The following is a 25,084-nucleotide window of genomic DNA, read 5'->3' on the forward strand; positions in this document are numbered from 1 at the left end:
TGTCCCAATTCTTTCATTTATGGTAAAATAGGACTATTAAGTTATAAAGAGGATTCCCTATGAAATTACAAAAACCAAAAGGAACGCAGGATATTTTACCTGCTGAGTCTGCCAAATGGCAGTACGTTGAAGGATTTGCGCGTGAAATTTTCAAACGCTACAACTACGCAGAAGTGCGTACCCCAATTTTTGAGCACTACGAAGTCATCAGTCGTTCTGTCGGAGATACGACTGATATCGTAACCAAGGAAATGTATGATTTCTATGACAAGGGTGACCGTCATATTACCCTCCGTCCAGAAGGAACAGCGCCCGTTGTCCGTTCCTATGTGGAAAATAAACTCTTCGCCCCAGAAGTGCAAAAGCCAAGTAAATTCTACTACATGGGCCCAATGTTCCGTTATGAGCGTCCACAGGCAGGGCGTTTGCGCCAATTCCACCAGATTGGTGTGGAGTGCTTTGGATCTAGCAATCCAGCTACCGATGTGGAAACAATCGCTATGGCAGCTCATTTCTTGAAAGAAATCGGCATCCAAGGTGTCAAATTACACCTCAACACGCTTGGAAATCCTGAGAGCCGTGCAGCCTACCGCCAAGCCTTGATTGATTATTTGACACCGCTCAAGGAGACCTTGTCTAAGGATAGCCAACGTCGCTTGGAGGAAAATCCTCTCCGTGTTTTGGACTCTAAGGAAAAAGAAGACAAGGTGGCAGTAGAGAATGCGCCGTCTATCTTGGATTTCCTTGATGAAGAAAGCCAAGCCCACTTTGCTGCTGTCCGTCAGATGCTGGAAAATCTTGGAGTAGATTACATCATCGATACCAATATGGTTCGTGGTTTGGACTACTACAACCACACGATTTTTGAATTCATCACTGAGATTGAGGGCAATGCCTTGACAGTCTGTGCAGGTGGTCGCTACGATGGCTTGGTTGCCTATTTTGGTGGTCCTGAGACTGCTGGATTTGGTTTTGGACTTGGTGTAGAGCGTCTGCTTCTCATCCTTGAAAAGCAAGGTGTGTCTCTCCCTATCGAAAACGCCCTAGATGTCTATATCGCCGTTCTCGGTGAAGGAGCAAATCTTAAAGCCTTGGAGTTGGTACAAGCTCTTCGCCTACAAGGTTTCAAAGCAGAGCGTGATTACCTCAACCGTAAACTCAAAGCGCAATTCAAGTCAGCCGATGTTTTTGCTGCTAAGACTCTTATCACTCTTGGAGAGAGCGAAGTCGAAAGCGGACAAGTGACAGTCAAGAACAACCAAACTCGCGAAGAAGTTCAAGTTTCACTTGAAGCAATCAGCCAAAACTTCTCAGAAATCTTTGAAAAATTAGGATTTTATACTCAATGAAAATCAAAGAGCAAACTAGGAAGCTAGCCGCAGGCTGTACTTGAGTACGGCAAGGTGAAGCTAACGTGGTTTGAATTTGATTTTCGAAGAGTATTAATAACAGATAAACTGGTCAGGATCTTACTCCTGACCTTTTTCTTTTGCAAAATGACAAAAATACTAAACTTTTTGACAAATATGATTGTCAAAAAGAAAAAGATGTGTTACAATGAAATCAAGTTAAGAAAAGTATAGCAGAAAGGAACGATTATGTGGGCATTAGGATTTGTACCTCTTATGATAATCTTTTATCTCGACCATACCCAAAAGGTCAAGAAACTAGGGAATAAAATCAAAAAGTTTGAGCGAAAAGAGAAAGGAAATACAGAAATGTCAAGATTATTAAAAGAATTGATTGGGAGAACGCCAGTCATCGTTGGACAATTGTTTGGGACAGATAATTGGGAAGTAGTGGATGTTGATGACGAATGGGTCAAGCTACGTCGTGTAGATAAAAAGGGAAAAGAAAAATTCAAACTACAACGCATTGAGGACATCCAAACGATTCAATTTGACGGAGAGTAGGTGTGTAACATGCAACTTAAAAATCGTCTAAAAGAGCTTAGAGCTCGCGATGGTCTCAATCAAACCGAACTGGCCAAACTAGCTGGCGTGTCTAGGCAAACCATCAGTTTGCTGGAACGGGATGAGTACACTCCATCCATCGTCATCGCCCTGAAGATTGCTCAGATCTTCAATGAGCCAGTCGAGTCAGTTTTTCGCTTAGAGGAGGATGAGTGATGAACAAGTATAAAGTGATTTATTATTTATGTATCGTTGTGTTTATCGTTAATCTTTTGGCTATGATTGGAACCCTATTTGGTTGGTTTACGATCATTGAAAGTAAGTATCTCTTCTGGATAAATTTAGTTCTACTATTGGTCTTTAGATGGGTAGAGAGAAAGATAAAGTTTAAAGAGATCGTAAAAGGAGAAAAATTATGAAAGAATTTTTAGCAGGTTTTCAAGTAGATACTGAGAACAAAGAACTTGCAGGTGTCTGTGCAGGTCTAGGAAATTATTTTAACATTCAAGCCAATATCGTTCGTTTGGTGACAGTCTTCTTGTTTCTCTCTTCGACGGAGATTGGGATTATAACCGTGACTCTCTATGCTTATCTAGCAGGTTGGCTAGGTAAAGAGCCCTTGGGAGATGGAGCGAAAAAAGCAAGAAATCAAGCTATTATGTTACTTGTTATTTGTTTGCTTTTGGTGTCACTTGGAGCAGAGGGATTGACAGCTATTTTTGAAGCAGGTAGAGCCTTTGGTCAGTGGTTGGCTGGATTAGTTTAGAGGGAGGATGAAAATGAAAAAGAAACGTGGATTATTATTTTTAGCAGTAGTTGTCTTGGGAGCTTTCTTGGGCATGTTTATAGGGATGTTTAAGGCACGTGCCGAATCCCACGGAATCATTTTAGATGTAAAAGTCTTGATACCATGGATATCAGCTATTTGTTTACTGTTAGGTTTCATTAGCGTTCTTTTGACTTTCAATTTCCTAAAGAAAAGCAGAAAGTTTCATTCCTTGTATCAAGAGGAAATGGATGATGATCTGAATGAAAGCTATTATGTGCAAATGTATCGGAATCTTGAGTTTGGAAGCATTGCCTTTAATATCACAAGCGTAGCGACTTTATTATCTCTTTTCATCTCATTAAATGAAGTGATTATATTGAATACAAGCCATCAAACATTTTCCCTTTCTTTCTTACTCTTTGTGGTATTCTTACTCGCTCAAAAATCTCTTTCTAAAACAATTGCGATTGTGCGTCAGTTTGATTTGGCTCTTTTCTCTACACCAAAGGATGTTTTGAACTATATCAATTCTTACGATGAAGGGGAGCGCAAGGCTAATTTGGAACAGAGTTTTCAGATTTTATTCCAATTAAATCAGTATGTCTTGCCAGGTCTCTACATTCTAATTGTTCTCTTTTCCTTACTTACAGGAGAAATTCAGCTACTAGCTTTCTTGCTTGTAGGAGTAATCCATATTTATATCAATGTGATGCAGTTACCTATGGTGAAACGTTATTTTAAATAGGAAAGATCACTGAAACTACTTAAGGTTATTGGCTAGTTTAGATAGAGGTCAGAAAATGAATAATAATCGTAGATGGTTGAGAGTAGTAATGTGTATGTTAAGTGCTTTTGTAGTAGCCTTTGCCTACACTCTTAGAGGGATAGTTGAACAGATTCAAATGGAACAAGTCTTACCTACTATTTATGGAATCGCTCTTGTTATTGGAGGACTTTCCTTCGTTTTAGCCATGTATTATCTTGGTAAAAGTCGCGAAATTTATACTCTTTATCAAAGGGCGACAGAGGAAGAAGATAGTAACCAAACCTATGTAAGAGCTTATCGTTACTTAGATTATGGTTCAGTTTCTTCCAATGTTTTGATGATAGCAATGATGACCAGTGGGATTATACTGATTTCTCCGATATTTAAGAATACCTTGCTAATTCTTCCTACTCTTATTCTATTATGCTTATACATTATTGTTGCCAATTACTTGTTGCGAACTATTTTTATCGTTCGACACTATAAACTGTCTGCTTATTACACTCCAAAAGATATTTTAACCTATCTTAACAGTTATGATGAGGGAGAAAAGCAGGCAGAGATGGAGAGTGCCTTTTTAACTCTGTTTAGGCTGGATCAAATTTTACTGCCCGCACTCTATATTTTATTGATAGTATTATCAGTTATTTTACGAGAAATACAAGTGGTTGCCTTAGTTCTTTTAGTCGTCATTCATCTTTATATAACTATCGCACAATTAAGAAAAACAAAACGTTATTTTAAATAAAGGAGTTTCTATGATTCGTGTTGAAAATGTAAGCAAAAGTTTTGGGAGCAAAAAAGCTCTTCATCAGATTTCTTTTGAGATTAAGGAAGGTGAAATCTTTGGTTTTCTTGGGCCTTCTGGATCAGGTAAAACAACCATGATCAATGTCTTAACAGGCCAGTTAACTGCAGATCAAGGTAACACAATTTTGTTAGGCAAGAATTCTCAAGATTTAACCTCAAATGATTTGGAACAAATCGGTATTGTTAGTGATGGCAGTGGTTTTTATGAAAAGATGAGTCTTTATAAAAATCTTCTCATTTACGCTAAGTTATATGGCCTCAAGTCAGATATAGTAAATCAGGTGCTCAAACAGGTTGGATTGGCAGATGCTAGAGATATTATCGCAGAAAAACTGTCTACAGGAATGAAACAAAGAATGTTCTTGGCCCGTGCCCTTCTTAATGCTCCTAAGATTCTTTTTCTAGATGAGCCAACCAGTGGGCTAGACCCTACAACATCTAAGATGATTCATACCCTACTTCAAGAATTAAAGCAAGCTGGGACAACTATCTTTCTGACCACGCATGATATGAATGAAGCAACTTTGCTTTGTGATCGCTTATCTCTTTTAAATAAGGGAAATTTAATAGAGTATGGAAGTCCACAAGAGATTATTCAAAAATACCATGTGGATAAGAAAGTACGTGTAGGTTATAAAGATGGAAGAGAACAAATAGTTCTGTTTGAAGAATTGCCACATTTAGACACGACAGATTTGATGGTCGTTCACTCTTGTGAACCAACTTTAGAAGAGATCTTTATCAGATTAACAGGAGAAAAGTTAGATGTTTAGAAAATTAAATGCCCTACTATGGTTAAGATTACAAGTTCTTATTAGCAATTCAACTTTGTTAGCAACTTTATTGATGCCTTTTGGTATTGCTGTTTTATTAAATGAATTTTTAAATAAGAATGGAGAAGTGAGCCTATTTTTACTATCTTCTAGCTTGACGATGGTCTTGAGCATGGGAAGTGGTTATATGGTATCGATTATGATGGCAGAAGATAAGGAAAAACGAAATCTCAAATCACTTATTCTAAGTGGTGTGACAGCAACAGAATATACTTTCAGTATGCTTGTTCTCCCTATTCTGATAATGTTACTTGCTATGATTGTGCTTCCCATCTATCTTAAAGTAAACGTATCTGGTTATTTATTTGCCTATGCTATCTATTTGCTTCTAGCAACTATTTGTATTATTTTTCTCAACCTTCTAATCGGTGCAGTATCAGATACTCAATCTAAAGCGCAAGTCTATAGTATCTTTCCTATGTTAATTGTCTCTTTTTTACCCACGATTGCTTCTCAAAATGATACGGTTCAAAAACTGTTGGACTATTCTTTTATCGGTCCTTTTGTAGGTCTATTAAAAGAAGGTGGAGGAGAATTGTCTCTGGGAAATCTTGGTCTTTTATTGTCATGGGTCCTTGTTCTAGGCCTAGCATGTCTCTTTGTATTGAAAAATAGTTATAAAGGAAAATAGGAGAATCTTATGAAAACACTTAAAAACATTGGCTGGTTTGTTCTTGCTTTCTTATCATTTTTGTTTATCTACGGTTTTATTCAGACTTTACCTCTGATTGCTCTTGGTTCAGGTGCACCTATAGTCGGTGTTCTTCCGCTTTATATTCTATTAGCAGGAGCTTTTACCTTCTTAACATACAAGTGGTATAAGACAGGAACTGTTACGATAGAAAAAACGGGCCTTAACAAATACATCTGGTTGCCTGCCTTGGTATGGGTTCTTATCATTGTTGTACAAAATTTCTTACCAAATGATCCATCTGTCAGTCAACAGACGGCAGAACAATTGACTCATAATCAACCTCTCTTCTCTTTCTTCATGATTGTTGTCTTTGCACCCCTGACAGAAGAGTTGACCTTTAGAGGTCTGTTAGCTCGTTATGTCTTCCCTCAGCAGGATAACGTCAAGCAGACAGTACTCTTTCTTCTTGTAAGTACTATCATTTTTGCCCTTGTTCATTTCCCTGGCACTCCTCAACAATTCCTAGTGTATGGTTCCCTCGGTTTGAGCTTGGGCTTGGCATATATCAGCAAAGGTGGTTTGGCATACAGCATTGCTTTACATGCTTTAAATAATTTAATCGGATTTTTAATGATTCTCATGCTATAATAGACTCAGGAGGAAGTCATGAAACGAGTGATATTATTAGCAGTGATTCAGGCAGTTGTACTCTTCTTCATTATTGGAGCGCTTGCCTATGCTTTTAAAGGGGATTTCTTTTATAACCATCTAGCAGTTATCTTTGCACCAATCGCAGGTATTATGCGATTTGCGACAGCCTATGCAACGGAGATTGTTCTCCCTAAAAAGGCTGCAGAGATTGCTGAAAAGCGAAAAAAATAAAGAAATACCAAGTAAAATAAGGTCCAGCGAATGATTTTGCTGGATTTTTTCATTTATAGCAGGATTCTTCTCAACTTTTCTGATGATTTTCATGAAGAGCCTGCGCTTTTATGGTAAAATAGTAACAGAATAAAAGAGGAGAGAAAACATGAAACGTAGTATGTATGCTGGTCGTGTTCGTGAGGAACACATCGGACAAGAAATTACCTTGAAAGGATGGGTAGCCCGTCGTCGTGACCTTGGTGGTTTGATCTTTATCGATCTTCGTGACCGTGAAGGAATCATGCAGTTGGTTATCAACCCAGAAAAAGTATCTGCAGAGGTGATGGCAACAGCTGAAAGCCTTCGTAGTGAATTTGTCATCGAGGTGACTGGTCAAGTTGCTGCACGTGAGCAAGCCAATGATAAGTTGGCGACTGGTGCAGTTGAATTGAATGTAACAGCTCTTTCTGTACTTAACACAGCCAAAACAACACCATTTGAAATCAAGGATGGCATTGAAGCGAACGATGATACGCGTCTACGTTACCGTTATCTTGACCTTCGTCGTCCAGAAATGTTGGAAAATCTTAAACTTCGTGCCAAAGTAACACATTCTATCCGCAACTACTTGGATGAGTTGGAATTTATTGATGTGGAAACGCCATTCCTTTCTAAGTCAACACCAGAGGGGGCGCGTGACTATTTGGTGCCTTCTCGTGTCAATAAGGGTCATTTCTATGCCCTTCCTCAAAGTCCGCAGATTACAAAACAGTTGTTAATGAATGCGGGATTTGACCGTTACTACCAAATCGTCAAATGTTTCCGCGATGAAGATTTACGTGGAGACCGTCAACCTGAGTTTACACAGGTCGACTTGGAAACTTCATTCCTTACTGAGCAAGAAATTCAAGATATCACAGAAGGTTTGATTGCGCGCGTGATGAAGGAAACAAAAGGCATCGAAGTAACACTGCCATTCCCTCGTATGAAGTATGATGATGCCATGGCTCTTTATGGTTCTGACAAGCCTGATACTCGTTTTGAGATGTTGCTTCAAGACTTGACAGATCTTGTCAAGGGTGTAGATTTCAAAGTCTTCACAGAAGCTCCTGCGGTTAAAGCAATTGTAGTTAAAGGTGCAGCAGACAACTACTCTCGTAAAGATATTGACAAGATGACAGAGGTGGCCAAGCAGTATGGTGCTAAAGGTCTTGCTTGGGTCAAGGTGGTTGATGGAGAATTAAACGGACCAGTTGCCAAGTTCTTGACTGGTATCCAAGAAGAATTGACAACAGCGCTTGCTCTTGAAGATAAAGACTTGGTTCTCTTTGTGGCTGATACGCTTGAAGTAGCCAATGCAACACTTGGGGCTCTTCGTGGACGTATTGCCAAAGAGCTTGGCTTAATTGATAACGACAAGTTTAACTTCCTCTGGGTAGTTGACTGGCCAATGTTTGAATGGTCTGAAGAAGAAGGCCGTTATATGAGTGCCCACCATCCATTTACCCTTCCTCAAGCAGAAACTACTCATGAGCTTGAAGGTGATTTGGCTAAGGTCCGTGCCATTGCCTATGATATCGTCCTAAACGGTTATGAACTTGGTGGCGGTAGCCTTCGTATCAACCAAAAAGACCTTCAAGAACGTATGTTCAAGGCTCTTGGTTTCTCAGCCGAAGAAGCAAATGACCAGTTTGGTTTCCTTTTGGAAGCTATGGACTATGGCTTCCCACCACACGGTGGTTTGGCTATCGGTCTTGACCGTTTTGTCATGTTGCTCGCTGGAGAAGAAAATATCCGCGAAGTTATTGCCTTTCCTAAGAACAATAAGGCAACTGACCCAATGACGCAAGCACCATCAACAGTAGCTCTTAAACAACTAGAGGAACTTAATCTACAAGTAGAACAAGATGAAACAAACGAAACTAACTAAAAAGTGGTACCATTATCTTCGCCGCTTTGCTTATCGAGTAAAGATTTTGCGTGTTTTACAAAGTATTTCTCGAGAAAAATACGATGAAAAAATCTCAGCTTCTCTGGTATATGGTTTTCTATCAGCAGTAGCCGTTAATTTCTTTTTCCAACCAGGGCACGTTTATTCAAGTGGTGCGACAGGTTTGGCCCAAATTATATCTGCTCTAAGTAACCACTGGTTTGGGTTTCATTTCCCAATTTCAGTAGCATTTTACGCTATCAATATCCCGCTGATGATTTTAGCCTGGTACCAAATTGGACATAAGTTTACGATTTTTACCTTTATCACGGTATCCATGAGCTCGCTCTTTATCCAGTTTGTGCCTGTGGTGGTCTTGACAGAGGATCCAATCATCAATGCCCTTTTTGGGGGAGTCGTCATGGGATTGGGGATCGGCTTTGCTTTACGACATAACATCTCCAGTGGCGGAACAGATATTGTCAGCCTAACCATTCGTAAGAAGACAGGTCGCAACGTCGGAAGTATCTCTTTCTTGGTGAACGGTACCATCATGTTGATTGCTGGAGTGACCTTTGGTTGGAAATATGCCCTTTATTCCATGATTACCATCTTTGTCTCAAGTCGTGTGACAGATGCAGTTTTCACCAAGCAAAAACGCATGCAGGCCATGATTGTTACTAGCAATCCAGATGCCGTCATTGAGAAGATCCATAATAAATTGCACCGTGGCGCAACCATGATCCATGATGCTGAAGGAACTTATAATCACCAGCGTAAGGCTGTTTTGATTACGGTTATCACTCGTGCAGAGTTCAATGATTTTAAATTAATCATGAAGCAAGTTGATCCGACGGCCTTTGTTTCTGTTTCAGAAAATGTTCATATCCTAGGACGATTTGTCGAAGTCGAAAACTAAAGATTTCAGGACATCTTCAAATTCCATTAGTGATACCTTGCTCTAGTTTACTAATAGTTATTTATAACAATGAATAGAACGAAAAAACCAACTCTTGAACATATTGTCAGAGTTGGGCTTTTTTATTTTTCAACGATTTTGTGGGCAATCAACTGGCGGTAACAAATTTGTTTGTTGTTTTTAGCATCATTGATGATCTGGAGAATAGTTTCAAAGGAAACACGACCAAGCTCCAAACTATTGATATCGACATAGGCCGCCAAGTTGAGCTTGGGATTGACTGAGTCGAAGCTGAGGACAGGGACATCCAGTTGGTGTTTTGCGATGTAATCACAGACCCCTGCAGCAAGGAGACTATCAATGGTAATAATAGCGTCAATATTTGGATTGTGTTTGAAGAGAAGTCTACTAAAGCGATAACCATTATCTTCAAGAAATTCAGTAGCAAAGTAAGTCAGATTAGTATCGAGAGGAAGTTGGTATTGTTTGAGAGCTAGCTCGTAACCTGTCAGACGGTCTAGTGTTACGAAGAGTCGCTTAGTACCTCCGATAAAGGCAATTCGCTTGCATCCTTTTTTGATGAAATACTCTGTCGCATCAAAACCAGCTTGGACATTGTCATTATCGACAAGTGGAATGAAGGGAGATAGAGATTTACCTAAGATAAGGAAAGGAAATTGCTCGTCTACTACTAACTTAACCAAAGGGTCCTCTTCTTGGGCATAGAGGAAAATCAAACCGTCTACACGCTTACCATAGACCATCTGAGAAATAGCTTTAAGACGCTCTTTGGCATCTTTACCTGTCGCAATCTGAATGGCGTAGTGGTTTTCAGAGGCGACTTGGGCGATACCACGGAGGACAGATGGGAAGAAAGGATTTTGATAGAAGGCATCTGAGTCGTCAGGAAGCACCAAGCCAATAACTTGGGTATAACTGCTTACCAAGCTACGAGCGTTGAGGTTGGGGTGGTAATTGAGCTCCTTCATAGCCTTGCGAACGCGTTTTTTTGTTTCATCGCTAATGGTTGATTTATTTTGAATAACACGGGTTACGGTTGAAGGTGAAACACCAGCAGCCTTGGCCACGTCTTTAATCGTAACAGGCATAATAATCTCCTACTTATGGTAGTCTGGATCACGGAAATGCGTTTTGTAAAAGATAGTGACCAGGTATAGAACAAATAAAATATTTTGAACAGTAATTAAAGTGGCCATATTTTGGCCTAGGAGACCTAGAATCATAGCAAGTAAGGTTGGTAATCCTAAACAGTTCAAAATGAAATGATAGCACTCTTTGTAGCTTTTAAATGAAAAGAGACGCGATTTTTTCGTGAAGTAGAGCAAGAGGCTAGCACCTAAAGCAACAATAAAAAAATTAAGTCCAAAGAGGAAGCTAGAACCTAGCACAAGAAAGAGACTAATATAGACGCGATTCTGTTGATACCAGTCTTTAGAAATGGCTTGTGTTAAGCTTTCCTTGCTTTGGAAGCTCTCAGTCGTTATCGCGTGATAGCGAATGCTGGTCAATTCTTTTCCTTGCTTACTGATGATGAGTTTCTCAGGTTCAAAGTTCAGAAGTAATTCCTCAGGGAAGTTTGAACTAGAAGGGTCTCCGATTTGGATAGAAGCTTGATGAGGAGATGAACCTGCATAGCTCAACTTACCATCTACAATCTTTGCATTGGCAGCCAAATCCTGAACCACACTATCCGTCAAAGGAGTGTAGACATCATTGATGAAAGTTTCTAAAGGATAAGTTTCCTGAGAACTGTTTTGGATAGCAATAGGGATCATCGACAAGCTAATCAAGAAGATACTGGTAAAAATCAGTTGGAACCAGTTGAGACCAAAACGTTGAGATAGGGGCTTACGGAATCCCCAGATACTATTAAAATAAGAAAATGGATATGGCAACATAATTCTCTTTCTAAGGCATTTTTCTATATGAGTATTATATAGAGAAATGTGTTTAATTTCAAGTGGGTCAGGTACAATGCTGGTTGAAAGTAGGCTTTTGCTTTAAATTGTTCACAAACAAGAAGCCTTACCTTAAACTTTTATTTCTCATCAGATTATCTAAGTAAGGACAAGTTCCAAAATGAAAAAGGGTGGCGGGGGGTATATTACCCCTTGTCGCCACCGCTTGTAAGTCCTGAAACAAAGTTCTTTTGCAAGAAGAAGAAAAGTGTACAGATTGGAAGAGCGATGAGGATAGCACCTGCTGAGAAGTAGGCAATCTTCAAGTTCTTCGCATTGCTAACGAAGGTTTGTAGACCAACGGCAACTGTAAAGTATTCTTTCTCACGAAGCAAGAAACTAGAGAGGATGTAGTCTCCGAAAGGTCCCATGAAGGCCCAGAGTGCTTGTACCGCCACCATTGGGCGAACAAGAGGGAGAACGATTTGCCAGAAGCGGCGGAAGTGTCCTGCACCATCAAGTTTTGCAGACTCATCAAGAGACATTGGCACGGTGTCAAAGTAACCTTTCATCAACCATGCATTCATAGGGATACCACCACCGACGTAGAGGAAGATGAGGAACCAGCTATGATTAAGGGCGTTCAACATGAGGGCCATAACGAAGAAGGCAGTCAAAGCAGCCATTGTAGGCACCATTTGGATAATCAAGAAGAAGACCAAACTTTGCTTACGAGCCAAGAAGTTGTAACGGCTGTAGGCATAACCAGCAAGTACGATAATACTTGTTTGTACAACCATGGTGATCAAAGCGATGATCAAAGTATTAAGGTACCATGTACCGTACAAGGTTTCTGTAAAGAGCCCTTTGAAGTTATCAAGACTAAAGTTGACATTGCTGTCGAGTTTAAAGGCCACAACGTTACCGGCCTTAAAGGCAGACATAATCGTGATTAAAAGTGGGTAGATAATGACGATTGAAAGTCCGATCAAGTAGAGGTAAGTGAGGGTTTGAGTCAGTCTACGTTTTAGTTTGATTGAGTTATTCATCTTAGACGTCCTCCATATCAAATGCGTGTAGTTTCTTGAAGGCAATCATAGAAATAGAGATGACAATGATTGAAATAATCAAGGTAACAGCAGCTGCCATAGAGTATTGGGGAGCTGTACCTGTTGTTAAACGGTAAATCCATGAGATCAAGATATCGGTTGAACCAGCTCCACCACCGACACTACCAGGACCACCGCCATTGAAGAGGTACATGATAGAGAAGTTGTTGAAGTTGAAGGTGTATTGGCTGATCAAAGTAGGCGCCGCAACAGCCAAGATCATTGGGAAAGTGATGTTGCGGAATTTTTGCCAAGCGTTTGCACCGTCGATATAAGCTGCTTCATACAAGTCGTTTGGAATAGACTGTAGGATACCGAGAGTAAGGACATAGATATAAGGGAATCCAAGCCAACCTTGCATCATAATCAAGGCAATTTTAGTCCAAGTAGGGTCTGTTTTCCAAGGGATGAGTGCCCCATCGAGGAATGGAAGAACTTTAGCAAAAAGTGGCAAAACTTGAGTATTGATAGCACCAACACTATCGTTAAACATGTTTGAGAATGTCAAGATAGTGATGAAGGCTGGAACTGCCCAAGGCAGAAGGAAGATAACACCAAAGATACGTTTCCCTTTGATGAATGGTTGGTTAGCAATAATAGCTGTGAAGATACCGATTACAATCTGTAAAGTTGATGCAGACAAAGCCCAGATAATAGTCCAAGAAAGAACGGCACCAAAGGCTGAACGGAAGGTACTCAAGCTCCAGATATTTGTGAAGTTGGTCAATCCAACCCAGTCCAACAATTTATTAGGTGGTAAATGTTGGAAATCATAGTTAGTAAAGGCGATCATCAAGGTTACAATAACTGGGAAGATGATGGCAAATGTCATGGCAACGTAAGATGGGATAATGAGCAAGTATGGGAATCCATTTTCATAGATACCTTTAATCATATCCTTAAGTGTCAATGGGACAGGAATGCCATTATTGATACGTTTTGCAATGGTATGAGCATCTTTAATATTGAGAATATAAAATGCTAGATAAACAATTACAAAAATAGAGTGAAATGCACCACGAATCAACATAAAGAGAGAGTTGTCACGGCCAGGTTTTTCACCGAGTGTGATCAAGTTGCTCAATTCAGGTGCTGCAAGTACTATAAAATAGAGGACAAAAGCTAATGTTACAGCAAGGAAGATAAAACCTTTGGCTTTTTGTTTGTTATAGATTTGCCCCAACCCAGGAATCAATGAAAGCAAGGCTGCTTTTCTTGGTTGTTGTTCCATGAGTACTCCTTTCATAAGATGTGAACGTCAAGCTGAGTTCTGTTAATATCTAAAAATCAAGGGGGATAAGTTTTAAATCCCCCTTGAATCAATCAATTAGTTACCAAATTTTTGTTGGATTGTTTCTTTGATCAATGTTACAGCATCATTTGCAGCTGTTTTAGCATCTTTCTTACCGCTTACAGCGTCAAAGAGCATTGTTTTAGCTGGGTCCCAAACTGTTGACATTTGAGAGATGTTTGGCATTGGTTGAGCGTTCTTGAACTGTTTGATAACAGCAGTAGTCAACTCATCATTTTTACCTTCAGCGTAAGTACGAGCTTCAGTGTTAGCTGGGATTTCGTTTGTTGCATCGTAGAATGCTTTTTGTTGGTCAGTTGAAACAAGGAAGTCTACGAATTTTTGAGCTCCTTCAAGGTTCTTAGTGCTTGATGGGATGATCCAAGCTTTACCACCACCAAAGGCTGCGTAGTTTTTACCGTTTGGAAGAGTTGGGATAGTTGCAACACCGTAGTTTACTTTAGCATCTTTGAATGCTTGAGCTTTCCAAGGTCCATCAATGATAGCAGCTGTTTTACCTTCTTGGAATTGAGTTTGGATCAAGTTTCCAGCACCTTCAGTATCTTGCATACCTTTAGGCCATTTGTCATACCAAGTTTTAGCGTAGTTGATACCTGCAATAGCACCATCATTAGCAAGACCAATATCTTTAGGGTCTTTACCGTTTTGTCCAAACACGTAGGCACCGTTACCAGCAAGAAGTCCGTATGCGTAGTAGAAGTTAGTCCAGTCAGCTAGGAATGCAGTAGTTTTTCCGTCTTCTCCAGCGAAAGCGTATTTGCTATCTTTAGCAAGTTCTTCTAATTCAGCAAATGTTTTTGGAGCTTCTTTAATCAAGTCTTTGTTGTAGTACATAACAAGTGACTCGATAACAGCAGGAGCACCGTAAACTTTACCACCAACAGTTACAAGAGATTTAGTAGTGTCGTCTGTTTTAGCACCGTCGCTCAAAGTAACTTCTGAAAGTTGTCCGTCAGTACCAAGGCTACCTACACGGTCGTATGGAGCCATCATAACGTCAGCAGCTTTACCTGATTGGTTATCAAGTGAAAGGTTGTCAAGTCCACCTAATTGGTCACCAGTTTTAATAGTAACTTTTACACCAGATTCTTTTTCGTAAGCTTTTGCAGCTGATTCTGCGAATGCTTTATATTGGTCTTCAACATAGAAAGTGATTTCTTGGCTTCCTGATGCAGAAGAATCAGCTGCTTTATCAGCAGTTTTGCTTCCGCAAGCTACCAAAAGCAAGCTAGCAAGAGTAGCAGTACCAAGTACAGCAGCGCTCTTCATGAATTTAGTTGACATAATGTATTCCTCCTAAAGAATAACAAATTTTGATTCCGAGGAAACGCAAACGTTTTCTCTTATGAACTTAGTATAGCACAAACAGAAAACGGTTGCAAGCGTTTTTTGAAAAAATTTTTAAAAAGCATGTAACTGAATAATTCCTAAATTTGGTTATATAATAGGAAGAAAAAGGTGAAATCATATAAATTTCAATTCAAAAATAATTGAAGGAAAACGATTGCATAGTTTGTAGATATTTTTGTAGATGTGAAAAAAATAAGAATATAGTTTTATAGCAAAGCTATAAAGACAAATAATTTGAAAAAGATTTTGTTGAAACGCTTGCATTTATTTTAGAAATGGGTTATACTTTAGTTAGCGCAAACGTTTGCGTTCGTAAAAATGTAATATCTAACTATAAACACATGAGGTGCTTATTATGAAAAAACGTCAAAGTGGTGTGTTGATGCACATTTCTTCTCTTCCAGGAGCATACGGAATCGGATCATTTGGTAAAAGTGCTTACGACTTCGTTGATTTCTTGGTTCGTACAAAACAATGTTACTGGCAAATCCTTCCATTAGGAACAACTAGTTACGGGGATTCTCCTTACCAATCTTTCTCAGCCTTTGCGGGAAACACTCATTTCATCGATTTGGATATCTTGGTGGAACAAGGTTTGTTGGAAGCAAGTGATCTTGAAGGAGTTGACTTTGGTAGCGATGCGTCTGAAGTTGACTATGCTAAAATCTACTATGCACGTCGTCCTCTTTTAGAAAAAGCGGTAAAACGTTTCTTGGAAGTAGGAGATGTTAAAGATTTTGAGAAATTTGCTCAAGAGAACCAATCATGGCTTGAACTTTTTGCAGAGTATATGGCTATCAAAGAGCATTTTGACAATCTTGCTTGGACTGAATGGCCAGATGCAGACGCTCGTGCTCGTAAAGCTTCAGCACTTGAAAGCTATCGTGAGCAATTGGCAGACAAGTTGGTTTACCACCGTGTGACTCAATACTTCTTCTTCCAACAATGGTTGAAATTGAAAGCTTACGCTAACGACAACCACATCGAAATCGTTGGGGACATGCCAATCTACGTAGCGGAAGATTCAAGCGATATGTGGGCAAATCCACATCTCTTCAAAACAGATGTCAACGGTAAGGCGACTTGCATCGCAGGATGCCCACCAGATGAGTTTTCTGCAACTGGTCAGCTTTGGGGTAACCCAATCTATGACTGGGAAGCAATGGACAAAGACGGCTACAAATGGTGGATTGAACGCTTGCGTGAAAGCTTCAAAATCTACGATATCGTTCGTATCGACCACTTCCGTGGCTTCGAATCTTACTGGGAAATCCCTGCTGGTTCCGATACAGCAGCACCTGGTGAGTGGGTCAAAGGTCCTGGCTACAAGCTTTTTGCAGCTGTTAAGGAAGAACTTGGTGAGTTAAACATCATCGCTGAAGACCTTGGTTTCATGACAGACGAAGTTATCGAATTGCGTGAACGTACTGGCTTCCCAGGAATGAAGATTCTTCAATTTGCCTTCAACCCAGAAGACGAAAGTATCGATAGCCCACACTTGGCACCTGCTAACTCAGTTATGTACACAGGAACACACGATAATAACACGGTCCTTGGTTGGTACCGTAACGAGATCGATGATGCGACTCGTGAATACATGGCTCGCTACACTAACCGTAAAGAATACGAAACAGTTCCACACGCTATGCTTCGTACAGTCTTTTCATCAGTTAGCTTCATGGCAATTGCAACTATGCAAGATTTGCTAGAATTGGATGAGACAGCTCGTATGAACTTCCCATCTACCCTTGGCGGAAACTGGTCTTGGCGTATGACTGAGGATCAATTGACACCAGCTGTCGAGGAAGGCTTGCTTGACTTGACAACAATCTATCGACGAATCAATGAAAATTTGGTAGAATTAAAGAAATAAGACATTATCAGGAGACACAAAAATGTTACCATTAAAAGAATTTGTACAAAATCGTTACAATAAATCTATCGCAGAATGCAGCAACGAAGAGCTTTATCTTGCTCTTCTTAACTACAGCAAACTTGCAAGTAGCCAAAAACCAGTCAACACTGGTAAGAAAAAAGTTTACTATATCTCAGCTGAGTTCTTGATTGGTAAACTCTTGTCAAACAACTTGATTAACCTTGGTCTTTATGACGAAGTTAAAAAAGAACTTGCTGATGCAGGTAAAGAGTTGATCGAAATTGAAGAAGTAGAATTGGAACCATCACTTGGTAACGGTGGTTTGGGACGTTTGGCAGCTTGCTTTATCGACTCAATCGCTACACTTGGTTTGAATGGTGACGGTGTTGGTTTGAACTACCACTTCGGTCTTTTCCAACAAGTCCTTAAAAATAACCAACAAGAAACTATTCCTAACGCTTGGTTGACTGACCAAAACTGGTTGGTTCGCTCAAGCCGTAGCTACCAAGTGCCATTTGCACACTTTACATTGACATCTACTCTTTACGATATCGATGTACCTGGTTACAAAACAGCTACTAAAAACCGTTTGCGTTTGTTCGACTTGGATTCAGTTGATTCTTCAATCATCCAAGATGGTATCAACTTTGACAAGACAGATATCGCTCACAACTTGACTCTTTTCCTTTACCCAGACGATAGCGACAAACAAGGTGAATTGCTCCGTATCTTCCAACAATATTTCATGGTTTCAAACGGTGCACAATTGATCATCGATGAAGCAATCGAAAAAGGAAGCAACTTGCACGACCTTGCTGACTACGCAGTTGTACAAATCAACGATACTCACCCATCAATGGTTATCCCTGAATTGATCCGTCTTTTGACAGCACGTGGTATCGAGCTTGATGAAGCAATCTCTATCGTTCGTAGCATGACTGCCTACACTAACCACACAATCCTTGCTGAAGCCCTTGAAAAATGGCCTCTTGAATTCTTGGAAGAAGTGGTTCCTCACTTGGTACCAATCATCAAAGAATTGGACCGTCGTGTGAAAGCAGAATACAAAGATCCAGCTGTTCAAATTATCGATGAGAGCGGACGTGTTCACATGGCTCACATGGATATCCACTACGGATACAGTGTTAACGGAGTAGCGGCACTTCATACTGAAATCTTGAAAAATTCTGAGTTGAAAGCCTTCTACGACCTTTACCCAGAAAAATTCAACAACAAAACAAACGGTATTACTTTCCGTCGTTGGCTCATGCATGCTAACCCAAGATTGTCTCACTACTTGGACGAGATTCTTGGAGAAGGTTGGCACCATGAAGCAGATGAGCTTGAAAAACTTTTGTCTTATGAAGACAAAGCAGCTGTCAAAGAAAAATTGGAAAGCATCAAGGCTCACAACAAACGTAAATTGGCTCGTCACTTGAAAGAACACCAAGGTGTGGAAATCAATCCAAACTCTATCTTTGATATCCAAATCAAACGTCTTCACGAGTACAAACGCCAACAAATGAACGCTTTGTACGTAATCCACAAATACCTTGACATCAAAGCTGGTAACATCCCTGCTCGCCCAATCACAATCTTCTTTGGTGGTAAAGCAGCTCCAGCCTACACAATCGCTCAAGACATCATTCACTTAATCCTTTGCATGTCAGAAGTTATTGCTAATGATCCAGCAGTAGCTCCACACTTGCAAGTAGTTATGGTTGAAAACTACAACGTTACTGCAGCAAGCTTCCTTATCCCAGCGTGTGATATCTCAGAACAAATCTCACTTGCTTCTAAAGAAGCTTCAGGTACTGGTAACATGAAATTCATGTTGAACGGAGCTTTGACTCTTGGTACTATGGACGGTGCTAACGTGGAAATCGCTGAGTTGGTTGGTGATGAAAACATCTACATCTTTGGTGAAGATTCAGAAACTGTTATCGACCTTTACGCAAAAGCAGCTTACAAATCAAGCGAATTCTACGCTCGTGAAGCTATCAAACCATTGGTTGACTTCATCGTTAGCGATGCAGTTCTTGCAGCTGGAAACAAAGAGCGCTTGGAACGTCTTTACAATGAATTGATCAACAAAGACTGGTTCATGACTCTTCTTGACTTGGAAGACTACATCAAAGTCAAAGAGCAAATGTTGGCTGACTACGAAGACCGTGACGCATGGTTGGACAAAGTTATCGTTAACATTTCTAAAGCAGGATTCTTCTCATCTGACCGTACAATCGCTCAGTATAACGAAGATATCTGGCACTTGAACTAATACTCTTCGAAAATCAAAATCAAACCACGTCAGCTTTATCTGCAACCTCAAAGCGGTGCTTTGAGCAACCTGCGGCTAGCTTCCTAGTTTGCTCTTTGATTTTCATTGAGTATAAGATACGAAATTTTATAGTTATTACATATCTAGCAAAAAAGCGAGTTTCAATTGAAATTCGCTTTTTTGAATGTTATGGATTTGAGGTTGACTGGTCTCAAAAGAAAAAATAATTTGTCAATAATTTCTAGACTTAAAAATCAGACCTAGAGAACACTAAGAAGGCTGGTTGTATTACCTTTAAACCTCAGGTTCTTATTAGCTGTTACCTCAAATTTCTTGTATTCGTTTACAAACAGTATTATAATAGTATTATAGTAAAGAAAGAAGGTGTTCTTATGTGGAAAAAATATTTTTCAAAATATAAATGGACTGATTTATTTTGGATTCTTCTTGTAATTTGGTCATGCCTTTATGTGGGTAATAGTTCTTCGTTTCCACTGACTCATCAAGAAATCTCTTTTCATGGATGTTGTTATGGGGCGTCACTTGCCTTATATCACTTGCTATTTATTGATAAATTTGTCATTTCAAATCGAAAATAAATGGAGAGGTCAAAATTTTTTATACTTTTCGGAAAGACAGTGAAAAATCGTGTTTTAAACCCGCATCTCAAGAAGAGGTGCGGGCTTGGTTTTATCTCATAAACTAGTTTACAGGGCTTTCCCGACAAGAATCTCTGCTTCGATGGTGATCTCTGTCAGTTGGCTCCAATCAATCTTGCTCTGGTCGACATGAAAAAGCAGGGGCGTCATGCTGAGCAAGGCTTGGCGTTGCTCTACGGTGATAGACTTGGTCAGGGAAGCAATCTGACTAGATTGGATGCTGAAGTGTCCTTGGAAGTGTTCCTTAATATCTTGATTAGAATAATCCTTCTTTGTCAGCTGATCCTGTACCATCTGACGGATTTCCTTGAGGTGGTTTTCAGTAGGAATGACCTTGATTAAGATGCCGTCCTTTGATAAGACTCGTCGGAATTCTCCGTAGTTGGCAGGGGAAAAGATATCAAGTAAGATATCCATACTGGCATCTTGCAGAGGAAGGCGAGAAAGGTCCCCAACGAACCAATTGACTGCCCAGTTTGGTTCGCTCTTGGTAGCGATTTGGACAGAATCTTTAGAGATGTCGAAGGCATAGAAGGTTTTGTCAGGATGCCTTTCTTGAAGCTTGCGAGAATAGAATCCTTCGCCGCAACCGATATCTAAAATTGTTTTGGCATTTTTTGAGTTTGCAAGCAAGTCAGATACAGCATCTAAAATAGCTTGGTAAAAGCCGGCTTCTAGGATTTGTTGACGGTTTTGAAAATTTTCCTTGTCGTAGTTAGCAGATTGTTTGATTTGAGGGGCTAGATTGATATAGCCGAATTTCGCCAAGTCAAAAGAATGGCGATTGCTACATTTGAGACTGCTCTCTACCAGAGTCAGATTTTCTTGGCAGATAGGACAGGCAAAGGCGGTCGCAGCAGCGAAGCGCTGGAGTTTGGGTTTGAGATTTGTATTCATAGTTTAAGTGTATCAAAAGAGGCAAATGAAAGCAACTTTAGGAATAAGTAGATGGGAGATTCAGTAGAAATAAAACTAATACTCTTCGAAAATCAAATTCAAACCACGTCAACGTCGCCTTGCCGTACTCAAGTACAGCCTGCGGCTAGTTTCCTAGTTTGCTCTTTGATTTTCATTGAGTATAATTCTCCAATTTATAAAATAAAATTGCTTTTATATCTAAATTGCTATATAATAATGATAAGGAGGAAATAAGTATGTTAAAAGAAGTATTAAGCGTCGCAAAAGTTGCGAAAAAATCATCACTCTTTTTGGGTGGTGTCGCATTTGGTACCCTTGGTTTGAAGATCTTGGCAAGTAAGGAAGCTAAAAAAGGTTATTCTAAAGCTTTGGCTAAGGCTTACAAGTTGAAAGACGAGCTAGATGCATCTGTTTCTGTTGTGAAGCAACATGGAGACGATGTCTTGCAAGATGCCAAATATTTGTACGAGCAAGAGAAAAAAGAAGAGCAATTAGATAGCCTTATAGGTGAATAATATGTCTTTTAAAGTGCTACATAGAGGATACCAACATATCCGACTATCATCTTCTTTTTCACTCACCTTGGATATTCAAGACTATCTTCGTTCCTTGGCGAGAGATGAAAAGGGGATTGAGTCTATCCAGTTTTACATGGATCAACAGCACTTTACTCTACGTATAAAAGAAGGTTTTTCTGTATTAGATAATGCAGAAGCCTTTTTAAAAAGAATTGATAAAGGGAAAGTTTCTGAGTTGATGACTCTTCCCATTCGTAGAGAAGAGAGTGCTTATTCTATTGTTTCAGGTGCAGCGATTAAGCGTATGATTTTTCGTAGTTTTGTGCCGTATCCTATTCGCTATATATGGACTTGTTATCAGGCTTTGGGTTATATCAGAGAAGCCTATCAAACACTAGCGCGTAAGGAACTAACGATGGAGGTCTTGGACTGTTCGGCGATTTTATTGTCCTTGTTTATGAGCCAATCCAAGACAGCTAGCAATATCATGTTTATGCTTGATTTGGGGAATCATTTAGATCAGTGGTCCTTGAAAAAAACTGCAACAGATTTAGAACAGAGTCTTCTTGCAAAAGAGAGCGATGTATTCTTAGTACAGGGCGATACGGTTGTTAGTATCAAGAGTTCCGATGTTCAAATAGGAGATGTCTTGGTCTTATCTCAAGGAAATGAAATTCTATTTGATGGACAAGTAGTTTCAGGTTTAGGTATGGTCAACGAAAGTTCCTTGACGGGAGAGAGTTTTCCAGTTGAAAAAAGAGAGTCTGATTTGGTTTGTGCAAATACAGTATTAGAAACTGGAGAGTTACGCATTCGTGTAACCGATAATCAGATGAACAGCCGGATTTTACAACTGATTGAGTTGATGAAAAAATCTGAAGAAAACAAGAAAACGAAACAACGCTATTTCATCAAGATGGCGGACAAGGTCGTCAAATATAATTTCTTGGGGGCTGGGCTGACTTACCTATTGACAGGTTCTTTTTCTAAGGCTATTTCTTTCCTATTGGTCGATTTCTCCTGCGCTTTGAAAATTTCTACTCCTGTAGCTTATTTAACAGCTATCAAGGAGGGGTTGAACCGTGAAATGGTGATTAAGGATGGGGATGTTCTGGAGAAATATCTGGAAGTTGATACTTTCTTGTTTGATAAGACGGGAACAATTACAACTAGTTATCCTATAGTTGAAAAGGTGTTACCTTTTGGGGACTATAGTGAGGAAGATATTCTCAGAATCAGTGCCTGTCTTGAGGAACACATTTATCATCCTATTGCTAATGCTATCGTCAAGCAAGCTGAGATAGAGGGAATTGAACATGAGGAAATGCATGGGAAACTCCAATATATCGCAAGCAAGGGGATTAAATCTCATATAGATGGGCAACCAGTTCTTATTGGGAATTATGTCTTGATGCAGGATGAACAGATTCATATCAGTTCAGAACAAAATGCTTTAATTGAAGAGTACAAGAGTCACTACAATCTCTTATTCTTGGCTTATCAGAATGAATTGATTGGAATGTTCTGCATTCATACTCCTTTGAGAAAAGAAGCAAAAGCAGCCTTGGAGAAACTTAAGGCACAAGGGAAAAAATTGATTCTGGCAACAGGGGACACCTTGGTTAGGACAGAGGAATTAGTCAAAGATTTGCCCTTTGATCAGGTCTATACAGACTTGAAACCTGATGGAAAATTTGAGTTAGTAGAGGAACTGCAGAAAGCAGGTCACACTATTTTGATGGTTGGGGATGGGTTGAATGACTCAGCGGCTCTAACCCTATCAGATATCGGTGTGGTGATGAATGAGAGTGCAGACATTTCTAAGCAGATGAGCGATATCTTATTGTTAGATAATCGCTTGGATTTCTTCCAAGAGTTGGATTGGCTATCATCATCTTTGCAAACACTCATCAAGAAGAATATTCAAGATACCGTTGTCGTAAATAGTAGTTTGATTGGCTTTGGCTTGTTTAATTGGCTCAGTCCTTCAAACCTCTCTATCCTACATAATCTAACAACCTTGCGCATAGTCCTACGTAGTCTGTCTATTAAGCCTAGATAGATGTGCTTATCAACAACAAAAAGGAGTTACCTTTCTCGAGGTTAACTCCTTTATTTATAGATCAATGTTGAACAGTTTAGTAAGTCAATACAAAGTATTTTTTCTTCCCACGACGGATAACAGTCAGTTCGTTTTCTAACTTATCTGCGTCACTCAAGACATAGTCAAGGTCTTGGATGCGGTCGCCGTTGACGTAGATAGCTCCGTTTTGGACGTCTTCACGGGCTTGGCGTTTTGAGTTAACTACACCAGATGAGACGAGCAGTTCCACGATATTGTGGTTTTCATCTGCTTGAACTTGGTAGTTTGGCACACCACGAAGTCCTTGTTTTAGCTCTTTGACAGAAAGGTTTTTGATGTTTCCTGCAAAGAGTTGCTCAGTGATGTTAAGAGCTTCTTTGTAGGCTTCTTCTCCGTGAACAAGTGTAACGACTTCACGAGCCAAGACTTTTTGAGCCAAGCGTTCGTGTGGCGCTGCTTCAAATTGTTTACGGATGTCTTCAATCTCATCAAGTGACAAGAAAGTAAAGATTTTCAAGAAGCGAACAGCGTCAGCGTCCATAACGTTCATCCAGAATTGGTACATTTCGTATGGAGAAGTCTTTTCAGGATTGAGCCAGACTGCGTTTCCTTCTGATTTACCAAATTTCTTACCAGTTGCATCTGTGATCAGTGGAACAGTGATAACGTGGCCTGTCTTGTCAGCCTTACGACGAAGCAATTCAGTACCAGCTGTCATATTTCCCCACTGGTCAGAACCACCGATTTGAAGCGTTACGTTATGGTCTTGGTTAAGGACGAAGAAGTCGTACCCTTGCATGATTTGGTAGGCAAACTCAGTGTATGAAATTCCTGTTTCAATCCGTTTTTTCACAGACTCCTTACTCATCATGTAGTTGACAGTGAAGTATTTTCCGATATCACGGAGGAAGTCAATGAAGCTGATGCTGCCAAACCAGTCGTAGTTGTTGACCATGACAGCCTTGTTTTCACCATTTTCAAAGTCAAGAAAACGAGAAAGTTGTCCTTGGATAGACTTGACCCAGCCATCTACTGTGTCTTTTGTTTGGAGACTACGTTCAGCATCTTTGAAGGACGGATCTCCGATGAGACCTGTAGCACCGCCAACGAGCGCATAAGGTTTGTGACCTGCTAACTGCAAACGACGACTTGTCAAGATAGCGACAAGGTGGCCTAGGTGAAGGCTGTCAGCAGTTGGATCGTAGCCAGTATAATAAGAAACTTGACCTTCTTCTAGGGCTTTACGCAAAGCTTCTTCATCAGTCGTTTGAAAAATCAAACCACGCTCTTTTAGCTCATCAAAAATGTGCATGTGTCTTTTCTCCTTTATAAAATATTGTGTCTACCTATTTTACCACAAACTTGGCAAATAACCTAGTAAAATCGGGAAGAAAGTTGCTACTCGGACTTTTTTGGAAACGAGTGAAATATGGTATAATAGCACTAGCTTATACTCAATGAAAATCAAAGAGCAAACTAGGAAGCTAGCCGAAGGCTGCTCAAAACACCGTTTTGAGGTTGTGGATAGAACTGACGAAGTCAGTAACACATATACGGCAAGGCGAGACTGACGTGGTTTGAATTTGATTTTTGAAGAGTATTATTTTCAGAGAAATAGATAAAA

At 39.9% G+C, this 25,084-nt stretch carries 24 protein-coding genes and 1 pseudogene; 18 read left to right on the top strand and 7 right to left on the bottom strand.

The window, feature by feature from the left end; genetic code table 11:
- The first annotated feature begins 59 nt into the window (after window positions 1-59).
- From hisS to QM450_RS07245, 13 genes and pseudogenes are all read left to right on the top strand, one after another.
- Entirely contained in the window at window positions 60-1,349 is a 1,290-nt protein-coding gene (gene hisS, locus QM450_RS07185) for a histidine--tRNA ligase (RefSeq protein ID WP_414315071.1), read from the top strand.
- A gap of 96 nt (window positions 1,350-1,445) precedes the next feature.
- Window positions 1,446-1,913 (top strand): annotated as a pseudogene (locus QM450_RS07190) (hypothetical protein).
- A gap of 9 nt (window positions 1,914-1,922) precedes the next feature.
- A complete protein-coding gene (locus tag QM450_RS07195) occupies window positions 1,923-2,129 on the top strand; it encodes a helix-turn-helix transcriptional regulator (protein ID WP_001176235.1) in 207 nt (68 codons plus the stop codon).
- On the top strand, window positions 2,129-2,332 hold the full coding sequence (locus QM450_RS07200; protein ID WP_414310721.1) for a hypothetical protein: 204 nt from the start codon (window positions 2,129-2,131) through the stop codon (window positions 2,330-2,332). Before QM450_RS07195 ends, QM450_RS07200 begins: the two co-directional genes overlap by 1 nt.
- The gene (locus tag QM450_RS07205; RefSeq protein ID WP_414310720.1) at window positions 2,329-2,679 is read left to right on the top strand and encodes a PspC domain-containing protein; all 351 of its coding nucleotides are present in this window, start codon (window positions 2,329-2,331) and stop codon (window positions 2,677-2,679) included. Before QM450_RS07200 ends, QM450_RS07205 begins: the two co-directional genes overlap by 4 nt.
- A 13-nt stretch (window positions 2,680-2,692) precedes the next feature.
- The gene (locus tag QM450_RS07210) at window positions 2,693-3,427 is read left to right on the top strand and encodes a DUF3169 family protein (RefSeq protein ID WP_414320137.1); all 735 of its coding nucleotides are present in this window, start codon (window positions 2,693-2,695) and stop codon (window positions 3,425-3,427) included.
- A 55-nt stretch (window positions 3,428-3,482) separates the two neighbouring features.
- Window positions 3,483-4,196: a DUF3169 family protein gene (locus tag QM450_RS07215; RefSeq protein ID WP_414310718.1), complete on the top strand. Its 714-nt coding sequence runs from the start codon at window positions 3,483-3,485 to the stop codon at window positions 4,194-4,196.
- 10 nt (window positions 4,197-4,206) lie between these two features.
- A complete protein-coding gene (locus tag QM450_RS07220) occupies window positions 4,207-5,031 on the top strand; it encodes an ABC transporter ATP-binding protein (RefSeq protein ID WP_414310717.1) in 825 nt (274 codons plus the stop codon).
- On the top strand, window positions 5,024-5,722 hold the full coding sequence (locus tag QM450_RS07225) for an ABC transporter permease (protein WP_414310716.1): 699 nt from the start codon (window positions 5,024-5,026) through the stop codon (window positions 5,720-5,722). The genes QM450_RS07220 and QM450_RS07225 overlap by 8 nt, the downstream gene beginning before the upstream one ends.
- A gap of 9 nt (window positions 5,723-5,731) precedes the next feature.
- The gene (locus tag QM450_RS07230; RefSeq protein ID WP_153224585.1) at window positions 5,732-6,373 is read left to right on the top strand and encodes a CPBP family intramembrane glutamic endopeptidase; all 642 of its coding nucleotides are present in this window, start codon (window positions 5,732-5,734) and stop codon (window positions 6,371-6,373) included.
- An 18-nt stretch (window positions 6,374-6,391) separates the two neighbouring features.
- Window positions 6,392-6,607, top strand: a complete 216-nt coding sequence (locus QM450_RS07235) for a hypothetical protein (RefSeq protein ID WP_060955102.1) — start codon at window positions 6,392-6,394, stop codon at window positions 6,605-6,607.
- Between the two features lie 148 nt (window positions 6,608-6,755).
- The gene (gene aspS, locus QM450_RS07240) at window positions 6,756-8,519 is read left to right on the top strand and encodes an aspartate--tRNA ligase (RefSeq protein ID WP_075232322.1); all 1,764 of its coding nucleotides are present in this window, start codon (window positions 6,756-6,758) and stop codon (window positions 8,517-8,519) included.
- Entirely contained in the window at window positions 8,497-9,438 is a 942-nt protein-coding gene (locus QM450_RS07245) for a YitT family protein (protein ID WP_075232323.1), read from the top strand. Before aspS ends, QM450_RS07245 begins: the two co-directional genes overlap by 23 nt.
- 122 nt (window positions 9,439-9,560) lie before the next feature.
- Here QM450_RS07245 and QM450_RS07250 read toward each other — a convergent pair whose 3' ends face one another.
- The 5 genes from QM450_RS07250 to QM450_RS07270 form a co-directional block, all read right to left on the bottom strand.
- Window positions 9,561-10,547 carry a LacI family DNA-binding transcriptional regulator gene (locus QM450_RS07250; protein ID WP_075232324.1) on the bottom strand — a complete coding sequence of 329 codons (987 nt, stop codon included), beginning with the start codon at window positions 10,545-10,547 and terminating at the stop codon, window positions 9,561-9,563.
- 9 nt (window positions 10,548-10,556) lie between these two features.
- Complete coding sequence (locus QM450_RS07255; RefSeq protein ID WP_075232325.1) at window positions 10,557-11,357, bottom strand: DUF1189 domain-containing protein; 801 nt, start codon at window positions 11,355-11,357, stop codon at window positions 10,557-10,559.
- Between the two features lie 206 nt (window positions 11,358-11,563).
- On the bottom strand, window positions 11,564-12,406 hold the full coding sequence (locus QM450_RS07260; RefSeq protein WP_006149616.1) for a sugar ABC transporter permease: 843 nt from the start codon (window positions 12,404-12,406) through the stop codon (window positions 11,564-11,566).
- A 1-nt stretch (window position 12,407) separates the two neighbouring features.
- A complete protein-coding gene (locus tag QM450_RS07265) occupies window positions 12,408-13,697 on the bottom strand; it encodes an ABC transporter permease subunit (RefSeq protein WP_414320138.1) in 1,290 nt (429 codons plus the stop codon).
- Between the two features lie 96 nt (window positions 13,698-13,793).
- The gene (locus tag QM450_RS07270; protein WP_414320139.1) at window positions 13,794-15,062 is read right to left on the bottom strand and encodes an extracellular solute-binding protein; all 1,269 of its coding nucleotides are present in this window, start codon (window positions 15,060-15,062) and stop codon (window positions 13,794-13,796) included.
- Between the two features lie 421 nt (window positions 15,063-15,483).
- On the opposite strand from QM450_RS07270, the gene malQ reads away from it, so the two are divergent.
- The 3 genes from malQ (at window position 15,484) to QM450_RS07285 (ending at window position 19,881) form a co-directional block, all read left to right on the top strand.
- Complete coding sequence (gene malQ, locus QM450_RS07275) at window positions 15,484-17,001, top strand: 4-alpha-glucanotransferase (RefSeq protein ID WP_414320140.1); 1,518 nt, start codon at window positions 15,484-15,486, stop codon at window positions 16,999-17,001.
- Between the two features lie 22 nt (window positions 17,002-17,023).
- Complete coding sequence (gene glgP, locus QM450_RS07280; RefSeq protein WP_414320141.1) at window positions 17,024-19,282, top strand: glycogen/starch/alpha-glucan family phosphorylase; 2,259 nt, start codon at window positions 17,024-17,026, stop codon at window positions 19,280-19,282.
- A 392-nt stretch (window positions 19,283-19,674) separates the two neighbouring features.
- Entirely contained in the window at window positions 19,675-19,881 is a 207-nt protein-coding gene (locus QM450_RS07285) for a hypothetical protein (protein WP_083301321.1), read from the top strand.
- A 108-nt stretch (window positions 19,882-19,989) separates the two neighbouring features.
- Here the strand turns inward: QM450_RS07285 and QM450_RS07290 are convergent, their stop codons facing one another.
- Entirely contained in the window at window positions 19,990-20,838 is an 849-nt protein-coding gene (locus tag QM450_RS07290; RefSeq protein ID WP_371607913.1) for a putative RNA methyltransferase, read from the bottom strand.
- Window positions 20,839-21,095: 257 nt separating this feature from the next.
- Here QM450_RS07290 and QM450_RS07295 point away from each other — a divergent pair, with 257 nt between their 5' ends.
- Both QM450_RS07295 and QM450_RS07300 read left to right on the top strand, forming a co-directional pair.
- Window positions 21,096-21,374, top strand: a complete 279-nt coding sequence (locus tag QM450_RS07295; protein WP_000910903.1) for a DUF6110 family protein — start codon at window positions 21,096-21,098, stop codon at window positions 21,372-21,374.
- Between the two features lies 1 nt (window position 21,375).
- Window positions 21,376-23,439, top strand: coding sequence for a heavy metal translocating P-type ATPase (locus QM450_RS07300; protein ID WP_414320142.1), 2,064 nt, complete (start codon window positions 21,376-21,378; stop codon window positions 23,437-23,439).
- A gap of 76 nt (window positions 23,440-23,515) precedes the next feature.
- Here QM450_RS07300 and tyrS read toward each other — a convergent pair whose 3' ends face one another.
- Window positions 23,516-24,772, bottom strand: a complete 1,257-nt coding sequence (gene tyrS, locus QM450_RS07305) for a tyrosine--tRNA ligase (RefSeq protein WP_000546884.1) — start codon at window positions 24,770-24,772, stop codon at window positions 23,516-23,518.
- Between the last annotated feature and the right edge of the window lie 312 nt (window positions 24,773-25,084).

This window comes from Streptococcus infantis (assembly GCF_047464615.1).
Taxonomy (GTDB): domain Bacteria; phylum Bacillota; class Bacilli; order Lactobacillales; family Streptococcaceae; genus Streptococcus; species Streptococcus infantis_Y.

What these genes read in the sequence shown, in the direction of transcription:
- hisS (WP_414315071.1), top strand. Translation starts at nt 60, where the DNA reads ATGAAATTACAAAAACCAAAAGGAACGCAGGATATTTTACCTGCTGAG.
- QM450_RS07195 (WP_001176235.1), top strand. Translation starts at nt 1,923, where the DNA reads ATGCAACTTAAAAATCGTCTAAAAGAGCTTAGAGCTCGCGATGGTCTC.
- QM450_RS07200 (WP_414310721.1), top strand. Translation starts at nt 2,129, where the DNA reads ATGAACAAGTATAAAGTGATTTATTATTTATGTATCGTTGTGTTTATC.
- QM450_RS07205 (WP_414310720.1), top strand. Translation starts at nt 2,329, where the DNA reads ATGAAAGAATTTTTAGCAGGTTTTCAAGTAGATACTGAGAACAAAGAA.
- QM450_RS07210 (WP_414320137.1), top strand. Translation starts at nt 2,693, where the DNA reads ATGAAAAAGAAACGTGGATTATTATTTTTAGCAGTAGTTGTCTTGGGA.
- QM450_RS07215 (WP_414310718.1), top strand. Translation starts at nt 3,483, where the DNA reads ATGAATAATAATCGTAGATGGTTGAGAGTAGTAATGTGTATGTTAAGT.
- QM450_RS07220 (WP_414310717.1), top strand. Translation starts at nt 4,207, where the DNA reads ATGATTCGTGTTGAAAATGTAAGCAAAAGTTTTGGGAGCAAAAAAGCT.
- QM450_RS07225 (WP_414310716.1), top strand. Translation starts at nt 5,024, where the DNA reads ATGTTTAGAAAATTAAATGCCCTACTATGGTTAAGATTACAAGTTCTT.
- QM450_RS07230 (WP_153224585.1), top strand. Translation starts at nt 5,732, where the DNA reads ATGAAAACACTTAAAAACATTGGCTGGTTTGTTCTTGCTTTCTTATCA.
- QM450_RS07235 (WP_060955102.1), top strand. Translation starts at nt 6,392, where the DNA reads ATGAAACGAGTGATATTATTAGCAGTGATTCAGGCAGTTGTACTCTTC.
- aspS (WP_075232322.1), top strand. Translation starts at nt 6,756, where the DNA reads ATGAAACGTAGTATGTATGCTGGTCGTGTTCGTGAGGAACACATCGGA.
- QM450_RS07245 (WP_075232323.1), top strand. Translation starts at nt 8,497, where the DNA reads ATGAAACAAACGAAACTAACTAAAAAGTGGTACCATTATCTTCGCCGC.
- QM450_RS07250 (WP_075232324.1), bottom strand. Translation starts at nt 10,547, where the DNA reads ATGCCTGTTACGATTAAAGACGTGGCCAAGGCTGCTGGTGTTTCACCT.
- QM450_RS07255 (WP_075232325.1), bottom strand. Translation starts at nt 11,357, where the DNA reads ATGTTGCCATATCCATTTTCTTATTTTAATAGTATCTGGGGATTCCGT.
- QM450_RS07260 (WP_006149616.1), bottom strand. Translation starts at nt 12,406, where the DNA reads ATGAATAACTCAATCAAACTAAAACGTAGACTGACTCAAACCCTCACT.
- QM450_RS07265 (WP_414320138.1), bottom strand. Translation starts at nt 13,697, where the DNA reads ATGGAACAACAACCAAGAAAAGCAGCCTTGCTTTCATTGATTCCTGGG.
- QM450_RS07270 (WP_414320139.1), bottom strand. Translation starts at nt 15,062, where the DNA reads ATGTCAACTAAATTCATGAAGAGCGCTGCTGTACTTGGTACTGCTACT.
- malQ (WP_414320140.1), top strand. Translation starts at nt 15,484, where the DNA reads ATGAAAAAACGTCAAAGTGGTGTGTTGATGCACATTTCTTCTCTTCCA.
- glgP (WP_414320141.1), top strand. Translation starts at nt 17,024, where the DNA reads ATGTTACCATTAAAAGAATTTGTACAAAATCGTTACAATAAATCTATC.
- QM450_RS07285 (WP_083301321.1), top strand. Translation starts at nt 19,675, where the DNA reads ATGTGGAAAAAATATTTTTCAAAATATAAATGGACTGATTTATTTTGG.
- QM450_RS07290 (WP_371607913.1), bottom strand. Translation starts at nt 20,838, where the DNA reads ATGAATACAAATCTCAAACCCAAACTCCAGCGCTTCGCTGCTGCGACC.
- QM450_RS07295 (WP_000910903.1), top strand. Translation starts at nt 21,096, where the DNA reads ATGTTAAAAGAAGTATTAAGCGTCGCAAAAGTTGCGAAAAAATCATCA.
- QM450_RS07300 (WP_414320142.1), top strand. Translation starts at nt 21,376, where the DNA reads ATGTCTTTTAAAGTGCTACATAGAGGATACCAACATATCCGACTATCA.
- tyrS (WP_000546884.1), bottom strand. Translation starts at nt 24,772, where the DNA reads ATGCACATTTTTGATGAGCTAAAAGAGCGTGGTTTGATTTTTCAAACG.